This is a genomic window from Vibrio lamellibrachiae (assembly GCF_050337265.1).
GTDB lineage: Bacteria > Pseudomonadota > Gammaproteobacteria > Enterobacterales > Vibrionaceae > Vibrio > Vibrio kyushuensis.
This window is the reverse complement of record NZ_JAKJSU010000007.1, coordinates 56,453-79,559: the sequence shown is the minus strand read 5'-3', so window position 1 is coordinate 79,559 and position 23,107 is coordinate 56,453. Positions and strand designations below refer to the sequence as shown.

Below are 23,107 nucleotides of genomic sequence, written 5' to 3'. Positions count from 1 at the left end.
TGTGTTACTAGTTATAAAGTGTTTCCCACTCTTGAAATTTCGTAGGTAGCTGTTCCTTACTGGGGTACAGCTCAGTTAAAGTACTCTCCATGAGAGTTTTAACCTGTAGGTACAAATGTGGCTCCCAGGTTTTGAGGCTCATTTCATTCTGAATTACCCATAGTTTTTCTAAATAAGGTAAACAGAGTGAAAATAGGCCAAGCGTCTGATGAACCTGAACCATTTGTACAAGCAACATGAACTGCCCTCTACCCGAGTTAGCTAACTCGAGCTTGTTAGCAATATCAGCTGCGTAATCACCGAAGTTTCCTAAGGTGATGTCCTCCATTTGCAGAACTGTCTCGCCGTCCATCACGTAATTTATTGGCTGTGATTGATTAACAGACAGATTCTCTACACCGGAAGACAACCAGTTAATGGTTGCTTCGTCAGCAAATGGAATGGAATTTTTAAATTGAAGTGAAGTAATACTTGGTAGTGTATTAACAAACACTTGAACTTCAGATTTCACAGCTTTTGCTGCAGAATCAAAGCCAAGGTTCTTTAGCATTGAGTACACTAAAAAATGCCCGGTTACCCAAAAAGGCGCATCCGTTAACGTACGCTCTAGTCGTTTTAACGTTTCTATATCACTGTCACATTTGGCTTTTTCTTGATAATCGATTTGTTGATCTTGCGAGATTGCGAGACTTAATGGCGTCACATTATCTTTTTGTTCGGGCAAGCTATCGATATCAAACCAAGTTAAGTGTCTAAAGATTCGATAACAAAGCGGTAGACTTACATCAGCACTGATAAGCACGTCAGCAACGCTTTTTAATGTTTTTCTAGAAGCGGAAGGAGACGTAAAGTCTGTATCCACATCTATTTCTTCCAGTATTAATCTCTTTTTCGGTTGAGGCTTTGATTCTGAAATAACCGGCTTGCTAACAACAGCGGATTCCTCATCCTTCTTCAATTGAGGTTCTCTCGTCGTAGTTGGTTTTACCTCTAGATGTGTTTGGTTATTTGTATCGCTAGCTTCATAAGCTTCTGCATTTTTAACTTCAGAACTTACAGATTTAGCGTCGACTCTTTGCAATAATCCGTTTAGTACAGAACGTAGTTCAAAGAAGTCGGCGTCAGAATCATGAAATACGTCATCAAATTGATACTGAACTTTACTAACTAGCTCCTGACAAGCCGACAATTGCCCCCAAGACGTGACCTTGTCACTATATTTCTCTAGTGATAATTTTAAGTGTTGGTTTAACCAAGATATCGCGCCGTCGCGACCGCGCTTTCTATTTGGGTACAAATCTGATCCATAGCGAACAATACTGCCTAGCAATAAATCAAGCCCTTTACCTAAACCATCAAGTTCAGCTTCTTCCACTAAAGCGCGTGTTAAGTAACATATCGCTTTAAGGTCTTTACTGTGAGACGACAACACTTCAGTTGAATATTTCTTTACGACTGTCCAATCAACTGTTTCACCAAACAATGACCCAAACTTTTTGATTTCAGCTTCCATCATTTCATAGCAAAACTCGTAACGAGCATCATTGCCAGAAGGGAAATCCTCAGAGATTGGCGTTAATAGTGCTTCAATATCTATAAGAGCCATACCTAACTACGCTCCTTTTTACTATGGTTTTGGATAGCTCTTTGTATCGCTACCGCACCATTGGCTGGCTTAGATTTTTGGTAACTGTTATTTATTGCTTCATTAGCCATTCGATCAAGTAAATCACTCACTTCCCCAAACTTTTTAGGGGCGTTGCGCTCTAATTCATTAAGTGAAAACGTCAGCTTTTGTGGATCAAAGATGGCACGCTCGGTCACGGTGCTGAATAAGATGTACTCGCTGCGTGCTACTTTTAACTCTCTTATTTTCGCGTTAAGTTCCGGTGTATTACCGAAGAATTGTGTAGCGGCTTTCAGGTCAGAGATGGCTTGGGTGTAATAGTGATTTTTTGCATTTTTATCAACAATACTGTTTAGTTGATTCAACAAAGTTTGAGGAAGGACTTGGCTATAGAAATACGAGTTAGCTTGGCTGCTTTGCCACATCCCTTTAATGTACGAATCAACGTCTTCACTCTTTCCTTCGAGAATGGCAGTTACCAACGTGTCATTAATTCCACCCGTATGGTTCGCTACATCTTGAGCAGTAATAGTAACGTTATTGAGTTTATTCATCGCATTAGTCAACGAGTGTTCGGTTGTCGGAAATAAATAACCATCATTGGCTAGAAACTCGCGAAGTGAGACCAGTTCTTTACGTATCTCACTTAATGAAGGTACTAAGGCGCTCGATAGTTCATGCTGTTTCTCTACAACATGAAAATTATCTTTATAGTTTCTTGCGAGTTTTAATTGTTGTATTTGATAGGCTTCTCTATAAGGCGCAATCGAAACAACATCATTCGACATATCATCGAGTGCGGTTTGTATAGCCCAAGGGGCTTGTCCTAAGAAAGCCGCCGTCTGTGCAGGTTTAACAGAGCCAATGCCTTCTTCAGACGGTACATTCGATTTAACAATGCTTTTCCACTCTGGTTGGCTAGATTGGTAGACATGATTCCCTACCAAAAGCATGACACTCGCTACTAAGGTCGCCTCTAAATACTTAAAGCGACCAATGGCAAAGCGATCAAAAGCGCTTCGATGTGTTAGGACGAGATCGGCATTGATTAAGTTCTTGAAAATAGGTGCGTTACCGCCGACATCGATGGTACGTAAGTCAATTTTAGCAAGCTCTTGTGCAAATGAGATCGCTGTAAATCCATGATCACGCGGAGCGTCGATGATTTTTTTTAACAAGGCCCAAACATACTTCGGAATTGATTTAGGTCGACGGCGACGATTGAGTTGATTTAGCCACCCATCACCAAAAATAGCGCCTAGGAATAAATGTCCAGTGAGCAACGCTAACGAATAAACATCATCTTGTGGTTTTGCTGTTCCAGATTTTAAATATAAAGGAGAAGCATATTTCAGGCTCGCTTCGGCATACTCTTCCACTTCGTCCACGTAACGAGAAGCGCCAAAATCAATCAACTTAACCGTATCTGAATCACTAACTAGTATGTTTGAAGGTTTAATGTCTAAATGACAAATACCTCTTGTATGCATGTATTCCAATGCGCCTGCGAGTTGATAAACAAGCCATGCGATGTGATCATGCCTAAAACCCTGCCCGGTATAGCGAGCCATTTTGTCTGCAAGACTTTCACCCTTTATCCACTCATACATTAAGTAAGGACGGTCAAATTCAGTGCCTACTTTAATAAACTCTGCAACACTTGGATGTTGAGATATCTCAAGCCGACTCGCTTCGTTAATCAACATATCTTTCGCGTATTCTAAAACGTCTTGATTAGTGACTTTGCAACAAACCTGTTTTTCGGGTTCCGCTTTATTCGCTAGGTGGTAGACCGTCGTTTTACCATTTTTAGACGGCAGTGTTTCGAGTATTTCAAATTCAGAAAATAGGACATACTCCAAGCTCGGTTTATTACTTTCCGCTACTCGTTTCTGCTGTAATTTTCTTTTTTCAATCGCTTTTACAACTAATTGGTCAATAAGCCCATTCGATGTTATTTGCTTCTCGGACACTGTGTACTCTTTACCTACTACGATCATTTAAGACGCATAGTAATTACTCAACACATTGATATACAACAGTGCAAATTGAAACAAACATTATGGCTATTAATTCAGTGACTAACACGGTAGGAATGCCGAAATTAATACACTGTTTGACGGTCCAATTTATAGTGGGTGTAGTAATACTTAAAAATTCAATACCATATAATAATGGTCAGAAATAATAGTGCAGAGAATCCGTTAGGATCCGATTTTATGTATTGTGTTTTTTTGCATCGTAATCAGTCCTCGGTCCCCTTTGTGATCAAAAAAGAGTAACGAGGCTTGTTCTTCGGAATTTTGCTCACGAATAAAAGTTGCGATGAGTGCGTAAACTGATGCGTTACCCATTGTCCCCCATAGATCGTTAATTAAAAAAGGTCGCTGTGGATTTATAAACTTTTCAGCCCTTGCCCCTAATGCAAAACCATAATCTTCGGTATCTTTTCTCATATTCGTCATATCAGAATAAACTCGACCAAATCCTGATACTTGCTTACTGGCACGTCTAATTAATCGCATCATGGAACGTCTGTCGCTTGTATCGTGTTCACTAAATAGTTGACCAAAGGATGCTTGCGGAACGAGTTTTAGTGTATCTATGATATTTCGCTTAGTTAATATCACCCCTGCAGCCCCTTCACTTGGTATAACTCCCCACGGGTTTTGATCACTTAATACCAGATTATCATCTAACAGTGCGTCTAATTGTTCATGCATAGAATCAATGGCGATACTCATTAATGCATCGCATTTATTCAGTGCTTCTAAAGACTGCTCAAAAAAACGAATTCCCGTATCCTGAACAACAGTTATGTGTGAAATCCAGCGGTTAGATTCTAACAGTTCCAACTTATCTTTGAACTCATGAGGCGATAGCTGTTTAGAAATCGAAATATATAACGGAATCGGCTTAAGTGGTTTGGGTAACTTAGTTAACAATGATTCGATGAGTACCTCCGCCATCTCTGCACACTTATCTTCGTACTTAGTGGCTTCTAGGTACTCAATGTTCGCGTACGAGATACGCGACGAATTCTTGCTCGATACTTTTTGATTAAACAAGCCTAAATCAGCCTTAGCGACTGATAATGCAATATCGATATTCATACCAGTCGATGTCATTACATCAGCACCAAGTACGTATCGCTCATTATTATTTTTCATAAACACTGCTCATATAACTCAAATTCTTGTCTGTTCGACTAACGTTCGAACAAGAAGGTGTTCTTTTCCCTGACACGGGAACGTTGCCGAATAACTGATTGTTATTTCTTTACTTTCTGTATCAACAAAAATGGTACTAATGGGCATCTTGCGATGTTGTTCATCATCGAATTTTGCGCACGCTAAATATTTTTCTTTGGGGGTGCGAAAGCTAATCGTATCATCGTGACAAAATCCACTTAGCATCATCCTTTCTCCCCCTTCTAAGTGGCCATTACACTGCTGATCAAAAGGGGCTGATTGATAATATCGACGGTCAAAATCTAAGGGTAACAGTGGCCTACGCTCTTCTCCCCACCTTTCATCAAACGTCCCTGCGTATTCATAACGGGAAGAGAAAAAAGGTGGAAGCGGACCAAACCCAGCAACACGCGTTTTAATGCCCGCCAATAACGACTCTTCCTTCAAATAAAATACACTCGGGACTATCTGCGCCGATAGCTCTTGACTGCTTCCTACACCTCGTCCCAAACGATTACGTTCATCGCCACCAAACGCTTGTGAGTAATCAATTTCTTTCTCTGTAAATGGCTGTGCCTTTGTCATCGTTAGAGCACGAGCATGTTCTACCCACTTTCTTTCACCAGTAATAGCCAGAGTTTTATCGATATGTCCGTCGATTAGCAATCGACACTCAAGATAGGTCACTGGTTTTTTTGCATAAGCACGCGCTTTTCCTTTAACAATGACATCCGTATTGAGTTTATCTAGATGAAAATCGTGATCACAAATCATCGCGGATTGACCTACTTCATCGACATAATGGGGGGTATTTAACACATCGGCGTCTCCTGATTCTACCCATTGTCCCTCTATCCAACGCCAGGCGCGTTTTGCAGTCACAACCCATACTTCGTTGCCCGCTTCATCACGTTGAAAACAACCTTTGATAGCGAGTTCTGTCGTCGATTCAATATCCCACAATTGCATTATCTACTCCTGTATTGAAACGTTTGACTGCCATATGATTACTTTTATATTTGTTGAACAATGTTTGCTGCTGGTGAGCCGACATATAAGGGTTCCAAGGGAAGTAACTGCGTGAGCGTAAACAGAGAGATCGCCACATCCACAACCTAAACTCAGCGGGTATACTATTATTGAGCATTACATCGAGTGTAGATTCGCTGCTAATTGGTCTCCCTAACCTCGAGGGTTTATTGAATAGATGGCGCCCTTCGTTGAACCACTCAGCCAACGAGTTAAGCACGTCTTCCCATTCATAACCTATTCCAAGTTGGGAAGGCATCACTGGCAGTGCATCACCATAAATAATGTATAAAGCGTAAAGCCAAGGTTCACCCTCATCATCTTCAAGATGCAACATATGAGGGATTGCTGCTTCGACATCGTGAACATTACCACCAAGCGCAAGCTGAACAGGCGCTAAAATTGAGTTCACGTTAAAAGCGCTAAGCTCGTTAATCTCTAGTAGGTTGGCAAACGTACGTGCGTTATCTGAAGTAAGGCCTTGTAATGACGGACCTAACGTTTTTCGGAACCACGTATTGCGATCGTCTCTACCAAGTAAACGCTCAAACAGAAGCTCATCACCTACCACGAGGTCTTCTAACAAATCTCTATTTTCAAGATTCCCGGCTAGTATAAATTGTGGAAGTAATACAACATCAGAAAATGTTTTTGATTGGTACCAATGCTTTAGTAATGAGTTGCTTACAGATTGGCGTAAAGTAAGCCAGTCAAAACATTGTTGTTTTATAGATGAATTACCTTCAATAAGCTCCGCCAATACTGTATCTAGGTGCTGATGATATGACCCAGACACCAGCAAAGTCGCTAATTCATTATCTAGTTTTGATACTTCATTCAACGCTGACAATAATAATGTTCGATCGTTAGAAAACGCTTTATCTAACATCAGCCAGACATAAGTTTCTGGTGATGTATTTTTAAGCGAATAAAGCAGTCCAGGTGCAAGTTTATAATAGGCAATGAATACATCTTTGAATTTGCTTAATTTATTTTCTATGAGGGTAATGTACGCACAGCTTTGACTTGGAAACCCAAGTTCATGCTTTATTCGCAACTGCTTCAATAGAAACGTTACCGACTCAACCGCTGTATCTGCTTTTTCTTGGCAAAACTCTACCCACTTATCGGGCAGTTCATTCAGTTTGGCGATGCCTTGTTCAACCAATTCATTGGCCGTTAGTAAATCACTGTCGGCGATTGGTGAATGCAGTTGTTGTACTGTGATCCGTTGTCTCATTGTGATGCTTTCTATCTTGATAGGTTAATTAATTGAAACCGTTCCACCCTGAATCTTATTTGCTTTTTCAGCTTGTGAGGTTACATATTTTCCTTTTGTTGTTACACGCCCATCACGTCCACTGTATCGAGTTTCTGTCTCACCGCTTCTTACGATCAATTCACTTTTTGCTTCAAACACCAACTTATTCGCTCTAATGGTCAACTCATCAGAATCGTCCAATATTGAAAACATAATGTCGGTTAAAATAGGTAGGTTAAAATCATTGTTTAAAAATTCAATTCGGCAACTTAACTGATTATCAATGGCTAATTGCAGTTCCGATTTATGAAAGGATCGGCCTAATCTTGCGGTAACGGGTACGCCAAGCTTGTTGCCTTCAAAATCTACTTTTACATCATTCAATGTTTTGTTTATTTCAGTAATATTTCCGAAACGAGAAAAGCAAGCCATAGGTTCGGCTTGCTGGTACGACTCGAAACTGTGGAACAACGTCGTTTTCTTTTTCATATTAATAACTTACTTATTTGACGTTAACGAGATAAGTCTCGTTAATTAATTGCGACATCTGCGCCTTTAACAATGACTTTTGTACTCCCTTCAATCGTGATCGAAACGCCAGACAAATTGATGGTTCCATCGCTGCTCATCGATAACGACGATGCCCCTGTTTTTAGAATAATGTTATCTGAGCTAATCACTTGCGTTGACGCATCCGATTTATAGGAAATATTCTTATCTACCGATACCGTTAAATTACCACCTACGGTTTGATTATCGTCATTACTAACATCGGCGCTTCGAGAGCCTCCAACAACTAGATTGCTGTTCTGACCAACATCCAGGTCATCATTTTTTCCGATCACAGTTGTTCGATTATCACCAATATCTAAAGACGTATTATTCTTAACATATTGAGTTTCGTTCGCGTTGTAGGTAACGGAAACATCCTGCTCTACGGTCTCAGTAAAAGTACTGTTGACCGTCGTCGTCTTATGGCCTTCTATCGTTTCTTTGTGATCGCCATGGACTTCATTTGTTTGGTGGCGATGTACTTTTAAAAATTCGTCTTGCCCTATGTCTCTAAAGCGATCGTTGAGCACTTTTGTCGACATGTCTTTTTGAGCGTGAATGTAGACTTCTTCTTGATTCGCTTCGTCTTCAAAACTTAATTCGTTAAACCCTGAGCCCTTATGTGTTTGGGTTCTAAATGTGGTTCTTGTTTTGTTCTCAGGTAAAGAATACGGAGGGAAATGTAACCCATGATAAACAGCGCCGGTTACCAGTGGTCTGTCAGGATCTCCTTCAAGGAAAGTAACCACGACTTCATGACCAATACGCGGGAGGTACACTGCTCCCCATGTAGGTGCAGCCATTGATTGACTTACTCGTATCCAACAACTGGAGTGTTCATCCGAGTCTCCATAACGATCCCAGTGAAATTGGACTTTAATACGACCCAAGCTGTCGGTATAAATCTCTTCACCTGACGGCCCTACTACTACCGCTGTTTGAGGCCCATCGACAACAGGAGCAGGTAGTTTAGGTGCTTTAAATTCAACGTCTCTAGGAATACACACAAACTGGTTGCTGTACGTTGTCGGTAAACCGTTTGATTCATCTTCGTGAACTTGAGGATCCTGACCACTATGGGTAATGGCAAGTATTAAGTAATCACGATTAATATTGCTACGCGGATGTTCCCCGATAAAGAAGCCATAGCCAGTCGCTAACCGCATAACATCACTAGAAGCATTAATCTGTTGATTATCCGCCAAATGATCAGAGAGCCACTCTTCTGCCCTAATTTGGCCTACATTGGGATCAACATAACGCCCAGGGTAATCAAACAATTTCAGATCTTGATCAAGTTCGCCTTGGCTTTCCATTTTTTGAGGAATGTTAGGGTGCTCGTAGTTGTAGTCAGTGTACGTAACATGGCCTGTCTTAACTCGGTTTACGAGTTCTAGATCGAATATGTGCTCCCGGTCAGCTACGCCACCGCCGTCTGAATGGTACGTGACTGGGCCGATATATGATGAGTTGAGTGGCGTTGAGCTCAATTCTTCAACCGCATCACAGCTATCTACAATTACCATTGAGTGATTAGAGCCAGAATGATCAAAGTAGTACCAAAGGCCATGTTCAGCCATCAAACGCTGTACGAAGTGTAAGTCCGTTTCTCGGTATTGAAGAACGTACTCTTTGGAAGCATAACTACCCGACAGTTCCATTCTGTAGTTAGTGACTTTTGCGTCATCAAGCACTTCCGCAATAATTTCAGGGGCGGTTTTGCGCTGAAAGATACGGCAGTCTTGTCGCTGACTTAAAAACCAAACTTCAGGAACTAATACTAGTTGGTAACGGGCGAAGCGTCTGCCCTGACCTAAATAGCGAACTTCGTTAACGATTCCGTTGAACACCCGCGCTTTCCCAGTACCTTGACCAAATATGTCAAGCGTGCCAGGTTGACGAATTAATGAATCAAAAGTGATATCAGAATCAAGTGAAAGTAATGAAAGACTCACCTGGAATGGTTTTGACAACTCTTCAATGACCTGAAAGCTTTCAACTCGAAACTCATGACCAGATCCTGGTACTTCAAATTTAAATTCAACGTCATTAACCATATCTTTTACCTGATGCAAATAATCATTAGTAGATTGACCTAGTAATAACGCAATTCGCGAATACTAGAACAACAATAGGGCCAACTAAAAAGCTGGCCCATAAATCTATGCGAACAATTAAGCTTCGCGTGGTGTACGCCAGTCGTCGTTACCACCTTTACCACATACTTCGTGTGTTACTTCAATAGCACGGTATGTAAACTTAAGAACTTCTTCAGTTACACGGTCAGCTGTAGCAAGGTCTTGGCAATGCGCCATGCGAGTTTCCATATCAACTAGAAGTGCATCAATCAATTTGATTGTGTAGTAATGCTCTTGCTTACCCTGTACCGACGTACGGTAGAAACGAATTTGACACTCTGGTAGTTTCTCGCCAGACACTAATGCGTTAAACAGTAGTGGAGAACAGCAATCCTGCTGCTTAGTTACAACAACAGGCTTATGTACACGTTGACCTGTAGGCTGACCACTTTGAGGGTCACGTGGAATAGTAATTACGTGATCGATCTCTTGTACCATGAATTCATCGATATGCGCTTCTTGCCATGCATTACCTACAGAATCTGCAGAGTATGCATCTTTAGTAATTTCGCCTTGAGACTCACCCGTAATTGACATATATGCTGGAGTTGGCATGTGTAGTTCCTTTTATATTAAGTTTTGTTTAGTTAATTCACCAAACCGCTTATCACCGCGATCTAACCTCACTACAGCAATTGACATGCCAACATTTAAATCAATGGTTAATCAATGGTTAATCAATGACTTACACATATCAGCGTTGTTAATTCAATTTATTAAATACAATAAATTGTTGAGTAAAACAATTTATTGAAATCGATATTAATTTATTAGTAAGACTAAATAAAGTCATAACAACCAAATATAAAAATGAAGAAAACATCGTTTTAACTAATATTAAGAGCATAATAACTAACGCTATAGTTAAAACAACAGGAAAACTAAGTGTTAAATTATATATACCGACAATAGAAATATAAAAAACAACTACGATTAAGTAGTCATAATATCTACAAAATAATGAACACAACCATTTTTTAGTATAATGGTCATAATTTCCTTTACTAATAAACAAAAAATACAATGATAAACATTAACCTATCCTCGCTAATTCAACGTCTCCACCCTATCGCTAAGATCGCATTAGAAGATGCTGCAGCTTTAGCCGTTTCAGAACATGCTAATGAAGTACAAATTGAACACTATTTGCTTAGCCTACTTGAACGCCCAAATAGTGATTTTGACGTGGTATTAAATCATTTCGACTGCTCTGAAAATCTTTTAAGACAATCAATCCGATCCACGTTAGATACATCCATTAAAGGTAGTGGAAGTAAACCCGTATTTTCATCACTACTCATCGAGTGGTTGCAAGAAAGCTGGTTGGTTTCTTCTTTAGATCTCTCTCAAGTAAGTATCCGTTCAGGTTCACTGCTACTTACTCTTGTAAGTAACCCATTACGATATGGACAACACGGTTACGCATCGATATTGGAAGCGATTAACCCTGATAGCTTGAAACGAAACTTCTCAGAGTTGACAAGCCACTCTATTGAAAACCAAGTCGCGTCATCAGAAAAGACTGAAGCAAGAGAAGAAGGTTCGGCACTTAGCCAGTTCACTACAGACTTTACTGGTAAAGCTCGTAACGGTGAAATTGACCCGGTGTTTTGTCGCGATAAAGAAATCAGGCAGATCGTTGATATTTTAGCCCGTCGTCGTAAAAACAACCCTATTGCTGTTGGTGAACCTGGCGTTGGTAAAACAGCCGTTGTTGAGGGGCTAGCACTAAAAATCGTTCAAGGTGAAGTGCCAGATAACCTAAAGGGTGTTGAACTCTACGGCTTAGACATGGGCTTATTACAAGCAGGGGCGAGTGTAAAAGGTGAATTTGAAAAGCGCTTAAATGGCGTGCTCGAAGAAGTAAAAAATTCTCCGACTCCGATCATCCTCTTTATAGATGAAGCTCACACACTTGTTGGAGGTGGTAATCAAGCCGGCGGTAGTGATGCAGCAAACCTGCTTAAGCCTGCGTTAGCTCGTGGTGAAGTGAAAACTATAGCCGCAACAACGTGGTCAGAATACAAAAAGTATTTTGAAAAAGATCCTGCGCTTGCTCGCCGATTCCAGTTAGTGAAACTTGATGAACCCTCACCAGAACAAGCCGCTCTTATCATCCGAGGCCTACGGCCAGTGTACGAAAAATCACACAAGGTTTATGTACGTGATGACGCGATTACGACCGCAGCCATGCTTTCTGCCCGTTATATTTCAGGACGTCAACTCCCTGATAAAGCGATCGATGTTCTTGATACTGCGTGTGCACGTGTCAATATTAGCTTAAATGCTGTTCCTGCGTCTGTTGAAACCCTTCAACAGCAGTTAGCCGCTCAAGATCGTGAATTAAAAGCACTTCAACGTGATGAGCTTCAGCAAACGGGTGACAAGCACAGCGTAGCCACTATTCCTGATCTTATCTCTGCAATGGAACAAACAAAAAGTGAACTTTCCATTCTAGAAAAGCAGTGGCAGGAAGAGAAAATTCAAATCGATGACATGATCGCGTTGCGTGCGCGATTACATCAATTGGTCTCAGGTGACGAGTATGCTGATACGCAAAAGTCGACTGAAAACGCCAATGAAAAAGATTCAGATGTTGACTTGATCGACGATACCGAAACCGAAGCATCACCTTATTCTGAACTGGATGAAGAGTCGGTCCGCATTGCTATCGCGGCTTGCCAAGAGCAGCTAGACGCAATTCGCCAAGACAACCCGCTTGTGCACTTTGAGGTTGGCCCTGATGAAGTAAGCCACGTTATTGCAGATTGGACAGGAATTCCAATGGGTAAAGTCCTTCAGGATGAAGCCGCAACCACGTTAAGACTAAAAGATAGCCTGACGGAAAGCATCAAAGGCCAAGAGTTTGCAATGCATGCATTATCAGAAGGTATTCAGACTGCAAAAGCGGGCTTAGGCAACCCTGATGCGCCAACGGGTGTTTTCTTATTAGTTGGCCCAAGCGGTGTTGGTAAAACAGAAGCGGCTCGTGCGATTGCGGATCAATTGTTTGGTGGTGAACGCTTTATGACTACCATTAACATGTCTGAATTCCAAGAGAAGCACACAGTATCACGCCTAATTGGCTCTCCTCCGGGTTATGTGGGTTATGGCGAAGGCGGTATGCTAACCGAAGCAGTACGTCAACGCCCTTATTCCGTGGTATTGCTTGATGAAGTGGAAAAAGCCGACCCTGAAGTATTAAACTTGTTCTACCAAGTATTTGATAAAGGTACACTTAATGACGGTGAAGGTCGTACTATTGATTTCAAAAACACACTCATCATTATGACCAGTAACCTTGCAACGCACGAAATTGAATCTTTAGTGAATCAGTCTAAAGAGCTTGATACCGGCGTGATTGCAGAAGCGATTCGACCAACGCTTAACAATCATTTCAAACCTGCGTTATTGGCACGTATGTCAGTGCTCCCGTTTGTACCTTTGAATGATCAAGCAATGACTGAGATCATTCACCATAAACTGTCTAAGGTGTCTCAGCGTCTTGAGAGTAATCATAAGCTAGTACTCAATTACGATGATGCTTTGGTAGAGTTTGTATTGGGTAACTGTCGACTCGCTGAAACAGGTGCACGAAATATTGATGCTGTGATTAACCGTCAACTCCTTCCACAGTTGTCAACTCAACTATTGGTACACGATAAAGACGAAAGCCACAGTCAAATCAACGTGTCTGTTGATGAGCAGGGAACATTAAGCTATGCGTTCAGCTAGTCATAACGAACTTAGCAATGCATTACTCGCGATCAGTCAGTCACTGTCTGATCGCAGTCAGCTTGCTCAAACCTTTGAAGCGGTACTCACTGCCGCTCGGCAAATGACCTTCTCAAAACACGGCATTATCTATGTGTTAGACCAAACTGGAGAAGCGTTAATACCGAGTACAGTTCACCATAATGAAAAGGTATTAACGTCACACCCGTGGAAACCGTTAGCACTTGATAGCGCAAGTGAAAACGACCCCTTTAATTTCGCCGTTCATAATGGTGAAGTGGTACTGCTGAACGATCTTTACCAGTACAACGGATACGATTGTGAGAGCATTTATCAATGTGAAACGATCTTAGGGGTGAAAAGTACTAACCTACTCGCATGGCCTTTAATCGACTGCACAGGCAAAACCATTGGGCTATTGGTGCTGCTTGATCTCAATGTTATTGATAACGAAACTGCCCTAACCGAGTTTTGCCGAATGGCCGCAAGTTCAATTCGCCAAGCGGTTTGGTTAGAAGAGTACGGGCAAGTGATCAAAAACTTAACTGCCGACAATCAAGCGTTAGCACGGGAAAACTCACAGCTAAAAAAACGCACAACAAAAAAACACCAAGGGCCGATAGCAGAAAGCAAAGCGATGACCGATGTTTTACAACGGTTAGACCGGGTTCTTTCACTGCCTGTTGATGTCCTACTTCGAGGAGAGACAGGATCGGGTAAAGAAGTCATAGCGAAGTACATTCATGACAACTCCAATCGCGCTGATAAAGCCTTAATCGTTCAAAACTGTGCGGCCATTCCAGAACAGCTTTTGGAATCTGAATTGTTTGGGCATAAAAAAGGATCATTTACTGGCGCAGACAGAGACAAGGTCGGCTTATTTGAAGCAGCGAACGGTGGTACTCTATTTCTTGATGAAATCGGGGATATGCCTTTGCTGCTGCAAGCAAAGCTTCTGCGTGTTTTGCAAGAACGTAAACTCAGGCCAATTGGCGCGAACAAAGAGATAGACATTGATGTACGCGTGATTGCCGCAACTCACTGTAACCTGACTCAAAAGATCAAAGACGGAAGTTTTCGTGCCGATTTGTTCTATCGATTAAACGTCTTCCCTATTACCTTGCCACCACTTAGAGAAAGAGAAGACGACATTCTACCTTTGGCCGAACATTTCATTTCTCAAAGTGCACTAAGCTTAGGGCTTTCACAAGCACCAGGGTTTACGGCAAAAGTAAGAAAAGAGTTACTCGACTACCCTTACCCAGGTAATGTTCGTGAGTTAAAGAACATTGTAGAACGCTCTTTGTTACTCTCAGATTTAGAAATCATTTCCGCTATTGAGTTTGGAGACAGTGAGTTTGGATGTAGAGAGTTTCTAAACAATAACACGAACTCCGGCTTTTCTACCGATGGAATACAGTCGACTACAACCCATCAAGAGCTTCATAACGCCAGCATTGGTGATTCAGTTCAAGTTAAATCAATCACTACGGGGAAAAGCAGAGCGAATAATATTAAAAATGCAGGGCTGAAAGAGACCGTTGGGCAATATGAAAAGAATGTAATACTCGACTGCTTAACCGCGTGTAATTGGCATACTAAAAAAGCCGCAGAACAACTCTCCCTTCCGCTTAGCACGCTTAACCATAAGATGCGTAAATACGAGATAAATGCAGTGGACTAGTAGATAACAGGGTGAAAAGGTAAAAATAGAAGTGAATAAAAATCCCCCTACGCAGTGCGAGGGGGACTATATTATTTCTAGATTTGTATAAGTTTGACTTCTGGTGCCTTAGACGACGAACCGTGGTCTTCAATCCACTCCTTTGTCCATTTCTGGCGTTTGTCGGATTCTAACTCCCGCCAATGTCTGGTAGCAGATAAATTCTCAGAATTCTTGTCATCTATATCTTTAACCCAAGGAGTATCATGAGAAAAACTATTACTTGAAGGTAGGCGAATCGATATTTTAGGCACATCATAGCTCTCGTTGATATCACTATGGGATAACTGAGTAGATTTCAACATCAGTGATTTCAAACCATCCCCGTTAATGATGTTACCAAATGGACGTAAACCTTCTACTTTCTTACCTGTAGGAGCAACATAGGTAAAATCAAACTTCACCACATATAAATGCTTTTCACGTTTTCCTGTAAGTTTTGATATATGAGCTTCCCCTACTTCTTCTATGTAGCGCATTGCCTCATCACTAATTTGTGCAAGCTCATCGGTTAACGTAGTTTCGTGGGATAGCTTAAAGGAAGACTTAACTGTGGTTCCATTATAGCTATCCTTGTCCGGCATATTAGCTTTCGTTTCTTGTATGTTAACTACGCCAGAATAGTACATCTCGCTATGCATGGTTGGACCATCAACCAATGAGACATTCATAAATACCTCATTAGCATTAAGCCCCATTGATTCGTAGGCTGCATGGGCTGTGCTGTCACCTAGCAAAGTAAAATAGAGACTGAAGGTCTGCTCTTTACTCCAGTCAAACGAGTTGAGCATATCAAGTGCAGACCAATCATCTAGCCAACGCCTATCATCGCCAACCTGTATTCCGGTTAAGGACAGTACATTACCATGGACTACTGGCGGTGTACTTCCACGTGCTTGACTAGAACCACTCAAAACAAACTCTTCTATCAAGAAGTCTTGATCATTGAGCGACATCGTCACGTCGTGTCGCCCGTCATAACACTGAGTTTCTCGTTCTATCTCTTTGATGCCATAACGGAAGGCATAACAATCAAACGTTCTGCTTAGGTGATACAACTTACCAATAGAAATATCCTGTTCACCGACACTAAACATGTAGGGGAGTTGTTCAAAACTACCATTATTTTTCAAATACTCAAATGGGCTTTGTCGTGAAAAGAACGCCTTTGCCTTTTCATACCAAGTGGCGGCACACAAAGGCTTAATTCCACTTATATGATGAGCGCCAAACCAAAAGCTTGGTTCAAACTCAACACCCGTCAGTAAAAGCTCACCATTAAAGTAATCATCTAATTCACTGCACCCCTCTGGTTTAGTAAACTCCCTCAGCTCTTTGCTGATAAACAGGACATCATATTCAGGCCCATAAACATCAAAACCAGGAATGACCGCGCGATATTTTATGGTTTGAGTAAATGCAGACTTATGCTTGCTTGAGGCTTCTTTATTGAGTATTAATTGCAGTTTAATTCTCGTTTGAGGGCCAATTCTTCTGTCCCGGTCCTTATTACGCCAATCCACGTAAGAGTGCCATTTACCATCGTCACCTTCAACCAACATGCGAGAGAACGCTATCTCCCCCTTTGATAGTTTAGTTGACGTAAGATCGAAGTCTTTACAAAAGCCCTCTAACGCTTTTTCTGCTACATCATGATACAGCGCAGTTTGAACAGGGAATCCTGTATTAAATGCTCCCGATACCCTCGCCCCCCAATTTACACCGCCTGATCGATGTAACAAGGTATGATCACTACCATGGAAGTTAGAGTGGGTACAATATCGATTCGCCCAGTTTTGCGCCAGAGAGTTACCCGAGCGGCTTGCCAACTCCCAATTATCGGTCATAACGTACTGTTCAATAAATTCACCCACTCGATAGCGAGCCACTAACGCTGTAAGATCAGAGCTTTTGTTCGATATTATTGCCAGAAGCTCAACCAAAGAGTTAAGTGCATACGCTCTTAGTAAGTAACGCTTAAGCAGTTCGTTCGCCGTCACTTGACCTTCTATGTGTTCAGCTAGATCCGCTGCATCCACCACTTTTACTTCAATTGGTTTATTTATCTCGGTATAGCGGCTCAGCAGTTTTTGATTGATCATTGAGAGCGTTGCGAGATCTTGTTTCGACTTATAGTGCTCTTTAAACTGGTTAAACGTTTGGCTACCGGTAATGTCATCGTAAAGCTCGGTGGCCGAACCACATAGCTCTATCCCAGCACGGCCTAACGCAAAGTAGGCAGCGGCTGGGGCCATTGGCGTGAATATAGCCACCGCACTCAACACATCTGTAGCCGACATAAATAGCTCAGTTTGTGCATCTTTGGCATCCAACATGTGTCCTTCCCATAACTGATGGTAGCTATTGAGTCGCTGAGCACCAATGCGGCTTGGGGGAAGTGTTACTGAGAAATCAGGCACGACTAAACGAATGTCAACACGCCTATCCGGTGCATAGGCACTCTCATCAGAGGTGTCTTTTATGCCGATATATTCAAGGTCGATAGGCCGTGTATTACCATGAGAAACGGTAATTAAACGTGAACTTAATTGCTCTGGATCTTCTGCATTTTTTAGTAGTTCTTTTTGAACAAACTCAGCCCGTTCTTTCGAAACGGTTAGATTATTTTCATGAGAGCCAATCTGTCCAGCATGCCCTTCAATAACAATTTGATAGCTGGGGTTCTCTTCTAACAAGATAGTTAGCTTGTTACACACTGAGCTAAAGTCGCTATTGAGCGAATCGATCTGATTCTCAATCAAGGCTGAGTTAAACTGAAAGTGCAATCGAACCGCTATTCCATGTTTATCTTGTACAATAATTGCGTTATTACCTAAAGAATTTTGGATAGCTTTGGCTGAGTCCTGCCACGACTTTTTAGTCTCACCTTTAGTGAGGTAAGTAAGCTGCTTAAGGTAATCAGCCGATAAGGTTTGCATATCCTTTTGTGCACTCTCTGCACTCTCTACTGCTTTGCTATATTCTTTATATTGCTCAAGTACGTCTTTGCTGCCGTTAACCACTCCTATCATAGGCAGGCCACGGTTGACTAAATTGCCATTTATCCAAGAGTTGGCAAGGCGGCCAAGACCACGGGTAAGGTTAATGCTTCCGTTGTTATTAAACTGCCGCTTAATATAAGATAAATCGAGCACATTTTTTTTGAACAGCAGCTGAGTACTTCGCTCAAAACTCAATCCTCTTCTAGCAAAGATATTCGCTTTTTTCAGCTGTTGAAGCGCCTCTTTTTTTGCTGATAGAGCCGCATTTAACGCTAGGCCACTAGTCACAAATTTGGGTATCTGCTCTTTTTCGGCGTTATCCCACAGCGCCATCCCTAAAGTCGTGGCAATTTGACCTGCATTTCCTTTGGCCTTTAAGCCATCGATAGAGACAAAATCATCATTGAGCGAGTCGTAAGTTTTCTTGATAGTGCAGGCAAGAGACAGTGGCGCTATACCAGCCCTTGTGCTCGCGTTATAGGTTAGCCCTTTAGTGGTGTAGTCTTGATAACTTGGCAGCTGCAACGGAAATTGCTGAATAAGCAACTCTTCTAAAGTGATCATATCACCACAAATACAGGCTACTTTTCCAATCCCAGGGCTAGGCTTAAAGACAACTTTCTCATGCAGTTCATAGGTGTAGACATTTTGACTCCGGTCATTTTTACTACGGTCTTTAATCTCTCGCTTGATATTCGCTTGCTTAACACTTTTTGGCAGTACTAGTCCTTTATCGGCATGGAACTCTTCCCACTCTCGCTGCCAAAAAGAGATTCGAATTAAATAAAGTCCATCGTCAACTGCCGTAGGATCAAAATTGAAAATCGCACTTGGTAAGGTTTTGGGGCCTTCTTCTTTCAACCAGTCTGGTTCAAAGTGATCGATAGTAGTCGTTGCAAGCACTTCTTCACAAGTGGACTCAATGCCGTCTGCATCCAACGAAACTATCGGTTTTACTAGGGTTACTTCTGCACCTGCATACAGTGGGTCGCTAAACAGTACCGCACAAGTGTGCATATGAGGAACCATAAAACCTTGAATAGGTTCATCGGGTTTAAGAAGTTTCGCTTCTCGCCAATCGTTGTAAGCCTTTTGCTGCTCGGTTAGCTGCTCTCCAGTTTGAGGTTCATATTTGGGAGCTAACTGACTCGGTAGGATCTTGGTTAGACGAAACGGTTCCCCTATTTGCTTCTCTGAACCTTCATTTGCACTATCAATGATTTGTGCAAATTCTTTGAGGTTTTCTGCCAGTTGACCCACCGTTGCGGCTCCGTGATCACTATTGGGTGCCGCCACCATCTGCGATAACCAGCTGAGCGGTGGAAAACTGATCTGATAATCCGTTTCTGGGTGAATCACTTCGCAGCGATCGCTATGACGTAAAATGGTGTACTCTTCATAATCCAGCACTGCCGCATTGTCTTTTACAACTTTGTCGCCCGTTCGTATGTCACTTTCAGGGGCAGCTAGAGGTTCACCAAGGGAGAGGTTAAAGATTTTTCCGACGTTATTGGTGCCCCACAGTTCTGGGTCGCCGTCGCCACTTAAGGCATTGACCATGATAGGTGTTAGGGGGATTGGATGAACTTTGTCATTAAGCTCACCTTCTTCGGTTAAATCTGATCGTTTATGCCAGTCTTGATATTTTGTACCGGATACTGTTTGAGCACCAACAAAATACGTACCAAACAGGTAGAACTCATTGCTAAAGGTACAAGTCATTATTCTACCTCCTTAAACCACAACCCATCATTCGCGTCAGCGTTATACAATGTGATAGGGTCAAGGGTACGATTATGCCCTAAAGGCCTCCAATCCCATGCCAGTTTATTTTCATAATCCCTTACAGACATAACGGTTGCATGCCTGTTCTCATTGCCAAATCGACTATTTTGACCTATTAAATAGGGCATTGAATATGGTGCTGGCTTGACCTCATTGTTCTCGATATCAACATAGAACAACTTACCATAAATATTCGTTCCCCAAGCAAAATCACCTTCTGGGCTAATTGCCTTGTGTTCCGCTCTCGCTCTATCAATCTTTAAATGCTCCCCCCATAAAACCGACTGGATTTCTTCTCCCGACTCCAGATCGTAGACAGCAACACCAAATTCCGAAACTAAGTATCTGCGATCATTCAAGATTAGTCCCGTATCGCTGAGGGGGAAATCCATTTGCGTAATCTCGCGCGTTTCTACATCCCATTTATACACATCCCAGCCACCTCTGTAGTAAAGGTAGCTGCTATCTTCGGCCCACAAGTAGCCTTGAGCACCACTATTTCTCTCAATATCTATCACTTCTCGCGTTTTTAGGTCTAATACAGCTCGATAACCACCACTGTAACTAAATGCTAAATAGCGATTATTCGGCGAGCGAACAAATTTAGCCCCTATATCTCTTTTGCGATTCATTAACCCCTCAAAATCGGTAACTAAGCGCAAATCAGTACCGTCAGTTTTCATACTCCACAGTTTTACCTGCCCTTCATAATCATTGTACAACGGGTCAGGATCTTTGCCGGGATATTGGGTCATATTTGCCCAAGTAAATTGAATACGGGGTAAGTCATAGGAGCTTTCATCTGTGACATCCTCTACAGGCCACTCATTAGCACGATAAACAAAGTATTTTGGGAATGGCTCTACTTTCGCTGTAAAGTCCCAACCTTCAAATTCACCACCTTCACTATCAACCATAATGTAGTAATTATTGTCACCTATATAGGTACGGCCATCATTTTTACCGCAACCGATAAGCAGCAATGAACTTAATGCGATACAAAGTAATTTTTTCATCATTTAACCTAATAATTCTTTTATGGGTACATTCTTTTTCAACAGCGTAATATGTTGTGTTCCGGTTGATATATCGTTATGCGAACCTCGTAGAATATCCACATAGTCAACGTCTTCAGGAGGCAATGGGAATGTCAAATTCAAGTACCCATTTTTATCCTTTGGAAAAGCACTTAAATAAGCTCGTTGGCTCCATTCATATTCACTGTTTCTAAGCTCAAAGAAATCGTCTGACAAGTCAACGTCCGCTTCAGAGAGATAGTGTATGGTTGGTACTACGCCAATAGGAGGAATAACAACCGCTGCTATGTTTTTCTGTGTTTGTTTATTAATCAGTAAGCTACCAGTGCGATCAGAGGTTACCGCTTCTATATCGCTAACTATTTGGCTGTCTGATAAGAAGCATTGTGCATCGCTGTATACATCAAGATCTGTCAATAACACTGCTTTCGACTCTGGCGTCACTTCTAATAGATCGATATCTGCAAGTGATAACGCACTTTCTGAATAGTAGATAAAAGTCTCCTGCACTTCTGAATTCACTTTATAAGGCACCCATATATGAGGAATTGGGACACCTTGTGCTAGGCGATCTTCACTGTAACTAGCAACTGTAGGGCTTGCCTCTGTTACTAGAACAATTGGGTCAATATCCAGTTCAGGAAAGACGAGCTCAACTTCTTCATCAATAAGTTGGGTTATTCGTTGTTTTTGGTCCATAGGCAAATTACCTGACACCAATACGTTGCCCTCACTTTTAATCAGATAAGGTTCACCACCTAAAAAGTACTGAGGTACGAGCACTGCCCCATCAATATTGGTATGCCTTAGTATCGTGGAAGTTGTAGCCGCTTTGTTACGATAGTAATCAATATCGACGTCGCAAAAATGGCAATCGTGGTTAACCTCTAACTCTCGCCATACTTTGTTGCGCCATATTACGTAGAAAAAGCCACTGTTATATAACGCGTAGTTATCACTCTCTCTTATCATCGGTAGGATTGGCACCAATACATTTTCCCACTCGTCCATCTTCTCATCGTTATCAACGGGGATGATGTTGCCGGCCAGTTTTAGTTTGATGGGCGTTGGTTGATCGACACATGGGATCTTGATGTAAAGCGACTTGGCTTCGTCTTCTAAGCTTTTAAATGTTGCTATGCTTCGGTGGCTGTTTTCGGCATCAGGTTTTGCGTTGCTTACTTTTTCAGGCTGAGCTTCAGTCTCACCTAACATCAAACAGGCAGCATGGTTTCGCCACTGCCCAGCAAACTCAACCACAATCTTTTTATCTGGGCTTGGTTCTACTGGGTTATAGGTATAGTTTCGCGCCAAAGGTACATCGTCAGCTACTTGTTGGTATCCAGCTTTGGTTTGCTTTTTACTCTGCTGTTCTTGTAGGCCGTCGACAATACGCATAAGTGCTGGGTACGAAGATAATTGATCATTAGAGATTGGGTACTGGCGAGGAAACAACGCTAATGCGACCCACAGCCCTTTAACCAATTGAGATTTGACGCCAAATTGCAGGCTGTGAAGATCCTTTCTAGCTGACAGTGACAACTGATCTAGCAGTTGTTTTGGCAGCTGAGCGATAACATCCTGTGATTTTCGCATACGCGAAAGCTGCCTTACACACTCATCAGGCGTAAGGATATAATTAAGCTCTTTGTTGGTCACTTTAGAGCTTGGAACAAACTTGCAAGTTAATTGCATTTATTTTCTCCACAACCAAGGTTATAAATTGGCCGCGGTAATAGTTAAGTTGATAAGACTTAATATAACGGTTTGGCTAAGATAAATTTTAACCAATCGATATGTACTATTCAACAAAATTAATAAGTAACAGTTAATTTAATATATTCATAAATTATATAAATGGCGCTATTAAATCAGTAGTGGTCTTTTATTTGCAGCAAGATCACAATGCGCGAGTTAGTTGTTCGTATTGAGCAATTACTTATTAATAAGTAACCCCAGTTAATGGGCGATAACATGGAAAGCATCTATAAACCAGTCTCTTAGTGTGAGTTTTAGATGCACTAGAT

General features: G+C 41.7%; 12 protein-coding genes and 2 pseudogenes. 3 read left to right on the top strand and 11 right to left on the bottom strand.

Translation table 11 applies throughout. From position 1 onward, the window contains the following. Positions 1 to 7 precede the first annotated feature (7 nt). From tssA to L4C54_RS11660, 8 genes are all read right to left on the bottom strand, one after another. Positions 8 to 1,606 (bottom strand): type VI secretion system protein TssA, encoded by a 1,599-nt coding sequence (gene tssA, locus L4C54_RS11695; protein WP_428808328.1) that lies wholly within the window; start codon positions 1,604 to 1,606, stop codon positions 8 to 10. A gap of 2 nt (positions 1,607 to 1,608) precedes the next feature. Next, a complete protein-coding gene (locus L4C54_RS11690) occupies positions 1,609 to 3,600 on the bottom strand; it encodes a serine/threonine protein kinase (protein ID WP_428808574.1) in 1,992 nt (663 codons plus the stop codon). Positions 3,601 to 3,831: 231 nt separating this feature from the next. Continuing rightward, the gene (locus L4C54_RS11685) at positions 3,832 to 4,797 is read right to left on the bottom strand and encodes a hypothetical protein (RefSeq protein WP_428808327.1); all 966 of its coding nucleotides are present in this window, start codon (positions 4,795 to 4,797) and stop codon (positions 3,832 to 3,834) included. Between the two features lie 18 nt (positions 4,798 to 4,815). Beyond that, a complete protein-coding gene (locus L4C54_RS11680) occupies positions 4,816 to 5,787 on the bottom strand; it encodes a DUF2169 family type VI secretion system accessory protein (RefSeq protein ID WP_428808326.1) in 972 nt (323 codons plus the stop codon). Further along, positions 5,768 to 7,087 (bottom strand): hypothetical protein, encoded by a 1,320-nt coding sequence (locus tag L4C54_RS11675; protein WP_428808325.1) that lies wholly within the window; start codon positions 7,085 to 7,087, stop codon positions 5,768 to 5,770. The genes L4C54_RS11680 and L4C54_RS11675 overlap by 20 nt, the downstream gene beginning before the upstream one ends. A gap of 24 nt (positions 7,088 to 7,111) precedes the next feature. After that, positions 7,112 to 7,597: a hypothetical protein gene (locus L4C54_RS11670; protein ID WP_428808324.1), complete on the bottom strand. Its 486-nt coding sequence runs from the start codon at positions 7,595 to 7,597 to the stop codon at positions 7,112 to 7,114. Between the two features lie 41 nt (positions 7,598 to 7,638). Then, positions 7,639 to 9,717 carry a type VI secretion system Vgr family protein gene (locus tag L4C54_RS11665; RefSeq protein ID WP_428808323.1) on the bottom strand — a complete coding sequence of 693 codons (2,079 nt, stop codon included), beginning with the start codon at positions 9,715 to 9,717 and terminating at the stop codon, positions 7,639 to 7,641. 117 nt (positions 9,718 to 9,834) lie between these two features. Further along, positions 9,835 to 10,353: an Hcp family type VI secretion system effector gene (locus tag L4C54_RS11660; protein WP_428808322.1), complete on the bottom strand. Its 519-nt coding sequence runs from the start codon at positions 10,351 to 10,353 to the stop codon at positions 9,835 to 9,837. Between the two features lie 468 nt (positions 10,354 to 10,821). Here L4C54_RS11660 and tssH point away from each other — a divergent pair, with 468 nt between their 5' ends. The 3 genes and pseudogenes from tssH to L4C54_RS11645 all read left to right on the top strand — a co-directional run. Beyond that, positions 10,822 to 13,533, top strand: coding sequence for a type VI secretion system ATPase TssH (gene tssH / locus L4C54_RS11655; RefSeq protein WP_428808321.1), 2,712 nt, complete (start codon positions 10,822 to 10,824; stop codon positions 13,531 to 13,533). Beyond that, positions 13,520 to 14,885, top strand: a pseudogene (locus L4C54_RS11650) (sigma-54 interaction domain-containing protein); the annotation flags it as partial. The gene tssH and the pseudogene L4C54_RS11650, both read left to right, overlap by 14 nt. A gap of 173 nt (positions 14,886 to 15,058) precedes the next feature. Further along, positions 15,059 to 15,217, top strand: a pseudogene (locus L4C54_RS11645) (helix-turn-helix domain-containing protein); the annotation flags it as partial. 77 nt (positions 15,218 to 15,294) lie between these two features. Here the strand turns inward: L4C54_RS11645 and L4C54_RS11640 are convergent. From L4C54_RS11640 to L4C54_RS11630, 3 genes are read right to left on the bottom strand one after another with little or no spacing between them, the layout of a single operon-like run. After that, positions 15,295 to 19,980 (bottom strand): OmpA family protein, encoded by a 4,686-nt coding sequence (locus L4C54_RS11640; RefSeq protein ID WP_428808320.1) that lies wholly within the window; start codon positions 19,978 to 19,980, stop codon positions 15,295 to 15,297. After that, positions 19,980 to 21,062, bottom strand: coding sequence for a hypothetical protein (locus L4C54_RS11635; RefSeq protein ID WP_428808319.1), 1,083 nt, complete (start codon positions 21,060 to 21,062; stop codon positions 19,980 to 19,982). The genes L4C54_RS11640 and L4C54_RS11635 overlap by 1 nt, the downstream gene beginning before the upstream one ends. Then, complete coding sequence (locus L4C54_RS11630; protein ID WP_428808318.1) at positions 21,063 to 22,775, bottom strand: hypothetical protein; 1,713 nt, start codon at positions 22,773 to 22,775, stop codon at positions 21,063 to 21,065. It lies immediately after the preceding gene. Positions 22,776 to 23,107: the final 332 nt, after the last annotated feature.

Coding starts and splice junctions, on each gene's coding strand:
- tssA (WP_428808328.1), bottom strand. CDS start 1,606: ATGGCTCTTATAGATATTGAAGCACTATTAACGCCAATCTCTGAGGAT.
- tssH (WP_428808321.1), top strand. CDS start 10,822: ATGATAAACATTAACCTATCCTCGCTAATTCAACGTCTCCACCCTATC.
- L4C54_RS11685 (WP_428808327.1), bottom strand. CDS start 4,797: ATGAAAAATAATAATGAGCGATACGTACTTGGTGCTGATGTAATGACA.
- L4C54_RS11660 (WP_428808322.1), bottom strand. CDS start 10,353: ATGCCAACTCCAGCATATATGTCAATTACGGGTGAGTCTCAAGGCGAA.
- L4C54_RS11635 (WP_428808319.1), bottom strand. CDS start 21,062: ATGATGAAAAAATTACTTTGTATCGCATTAAGTTCATTGCTGCTTATC.
- L4C54_RS11675 (WP_428808325.1), bottom strand. CDS start 7,087: ATGAGACAACGGATCACAGTACAACAACTGCATTCACCAATCGCCGAC.
- L4C54_RS11670 (WP_428808324.1), bottom strand. CDS start 7,597: ATGAAAAAGAAAACGACGTTGTTCCACAGTTTCGAGTCGTACCAGCAA.
- L4C54_RS11680 (WP_428808326.1), bottom strand. CDS start 5,787: ATGCAATTGTGGGATATTGAATCGACGACAGAACTCGCTATCAAAGGT.
- L4C54_RS11665 (WP_428808323.1), bottom strand. CDS start 9,717: ATGGTTAATGACGTTGAATTTAAATTTGAAGTACCAGGATCTGGTCAT.
- L4C54_RS11640 (WP_428808320.1), bottom strand. CDS start 19,980: ATGACTTGTACCTTTAGCAATGAGTTCTACCTGTTTGGTACGTATTTT.
- L4C54_RS11630 (WP_428808318.1), bottom strand. CDS start 22,775: ATGCAATTAACTTGCAAGTTTGTTCCAAGCTCTAAAGTGACCAACAAA.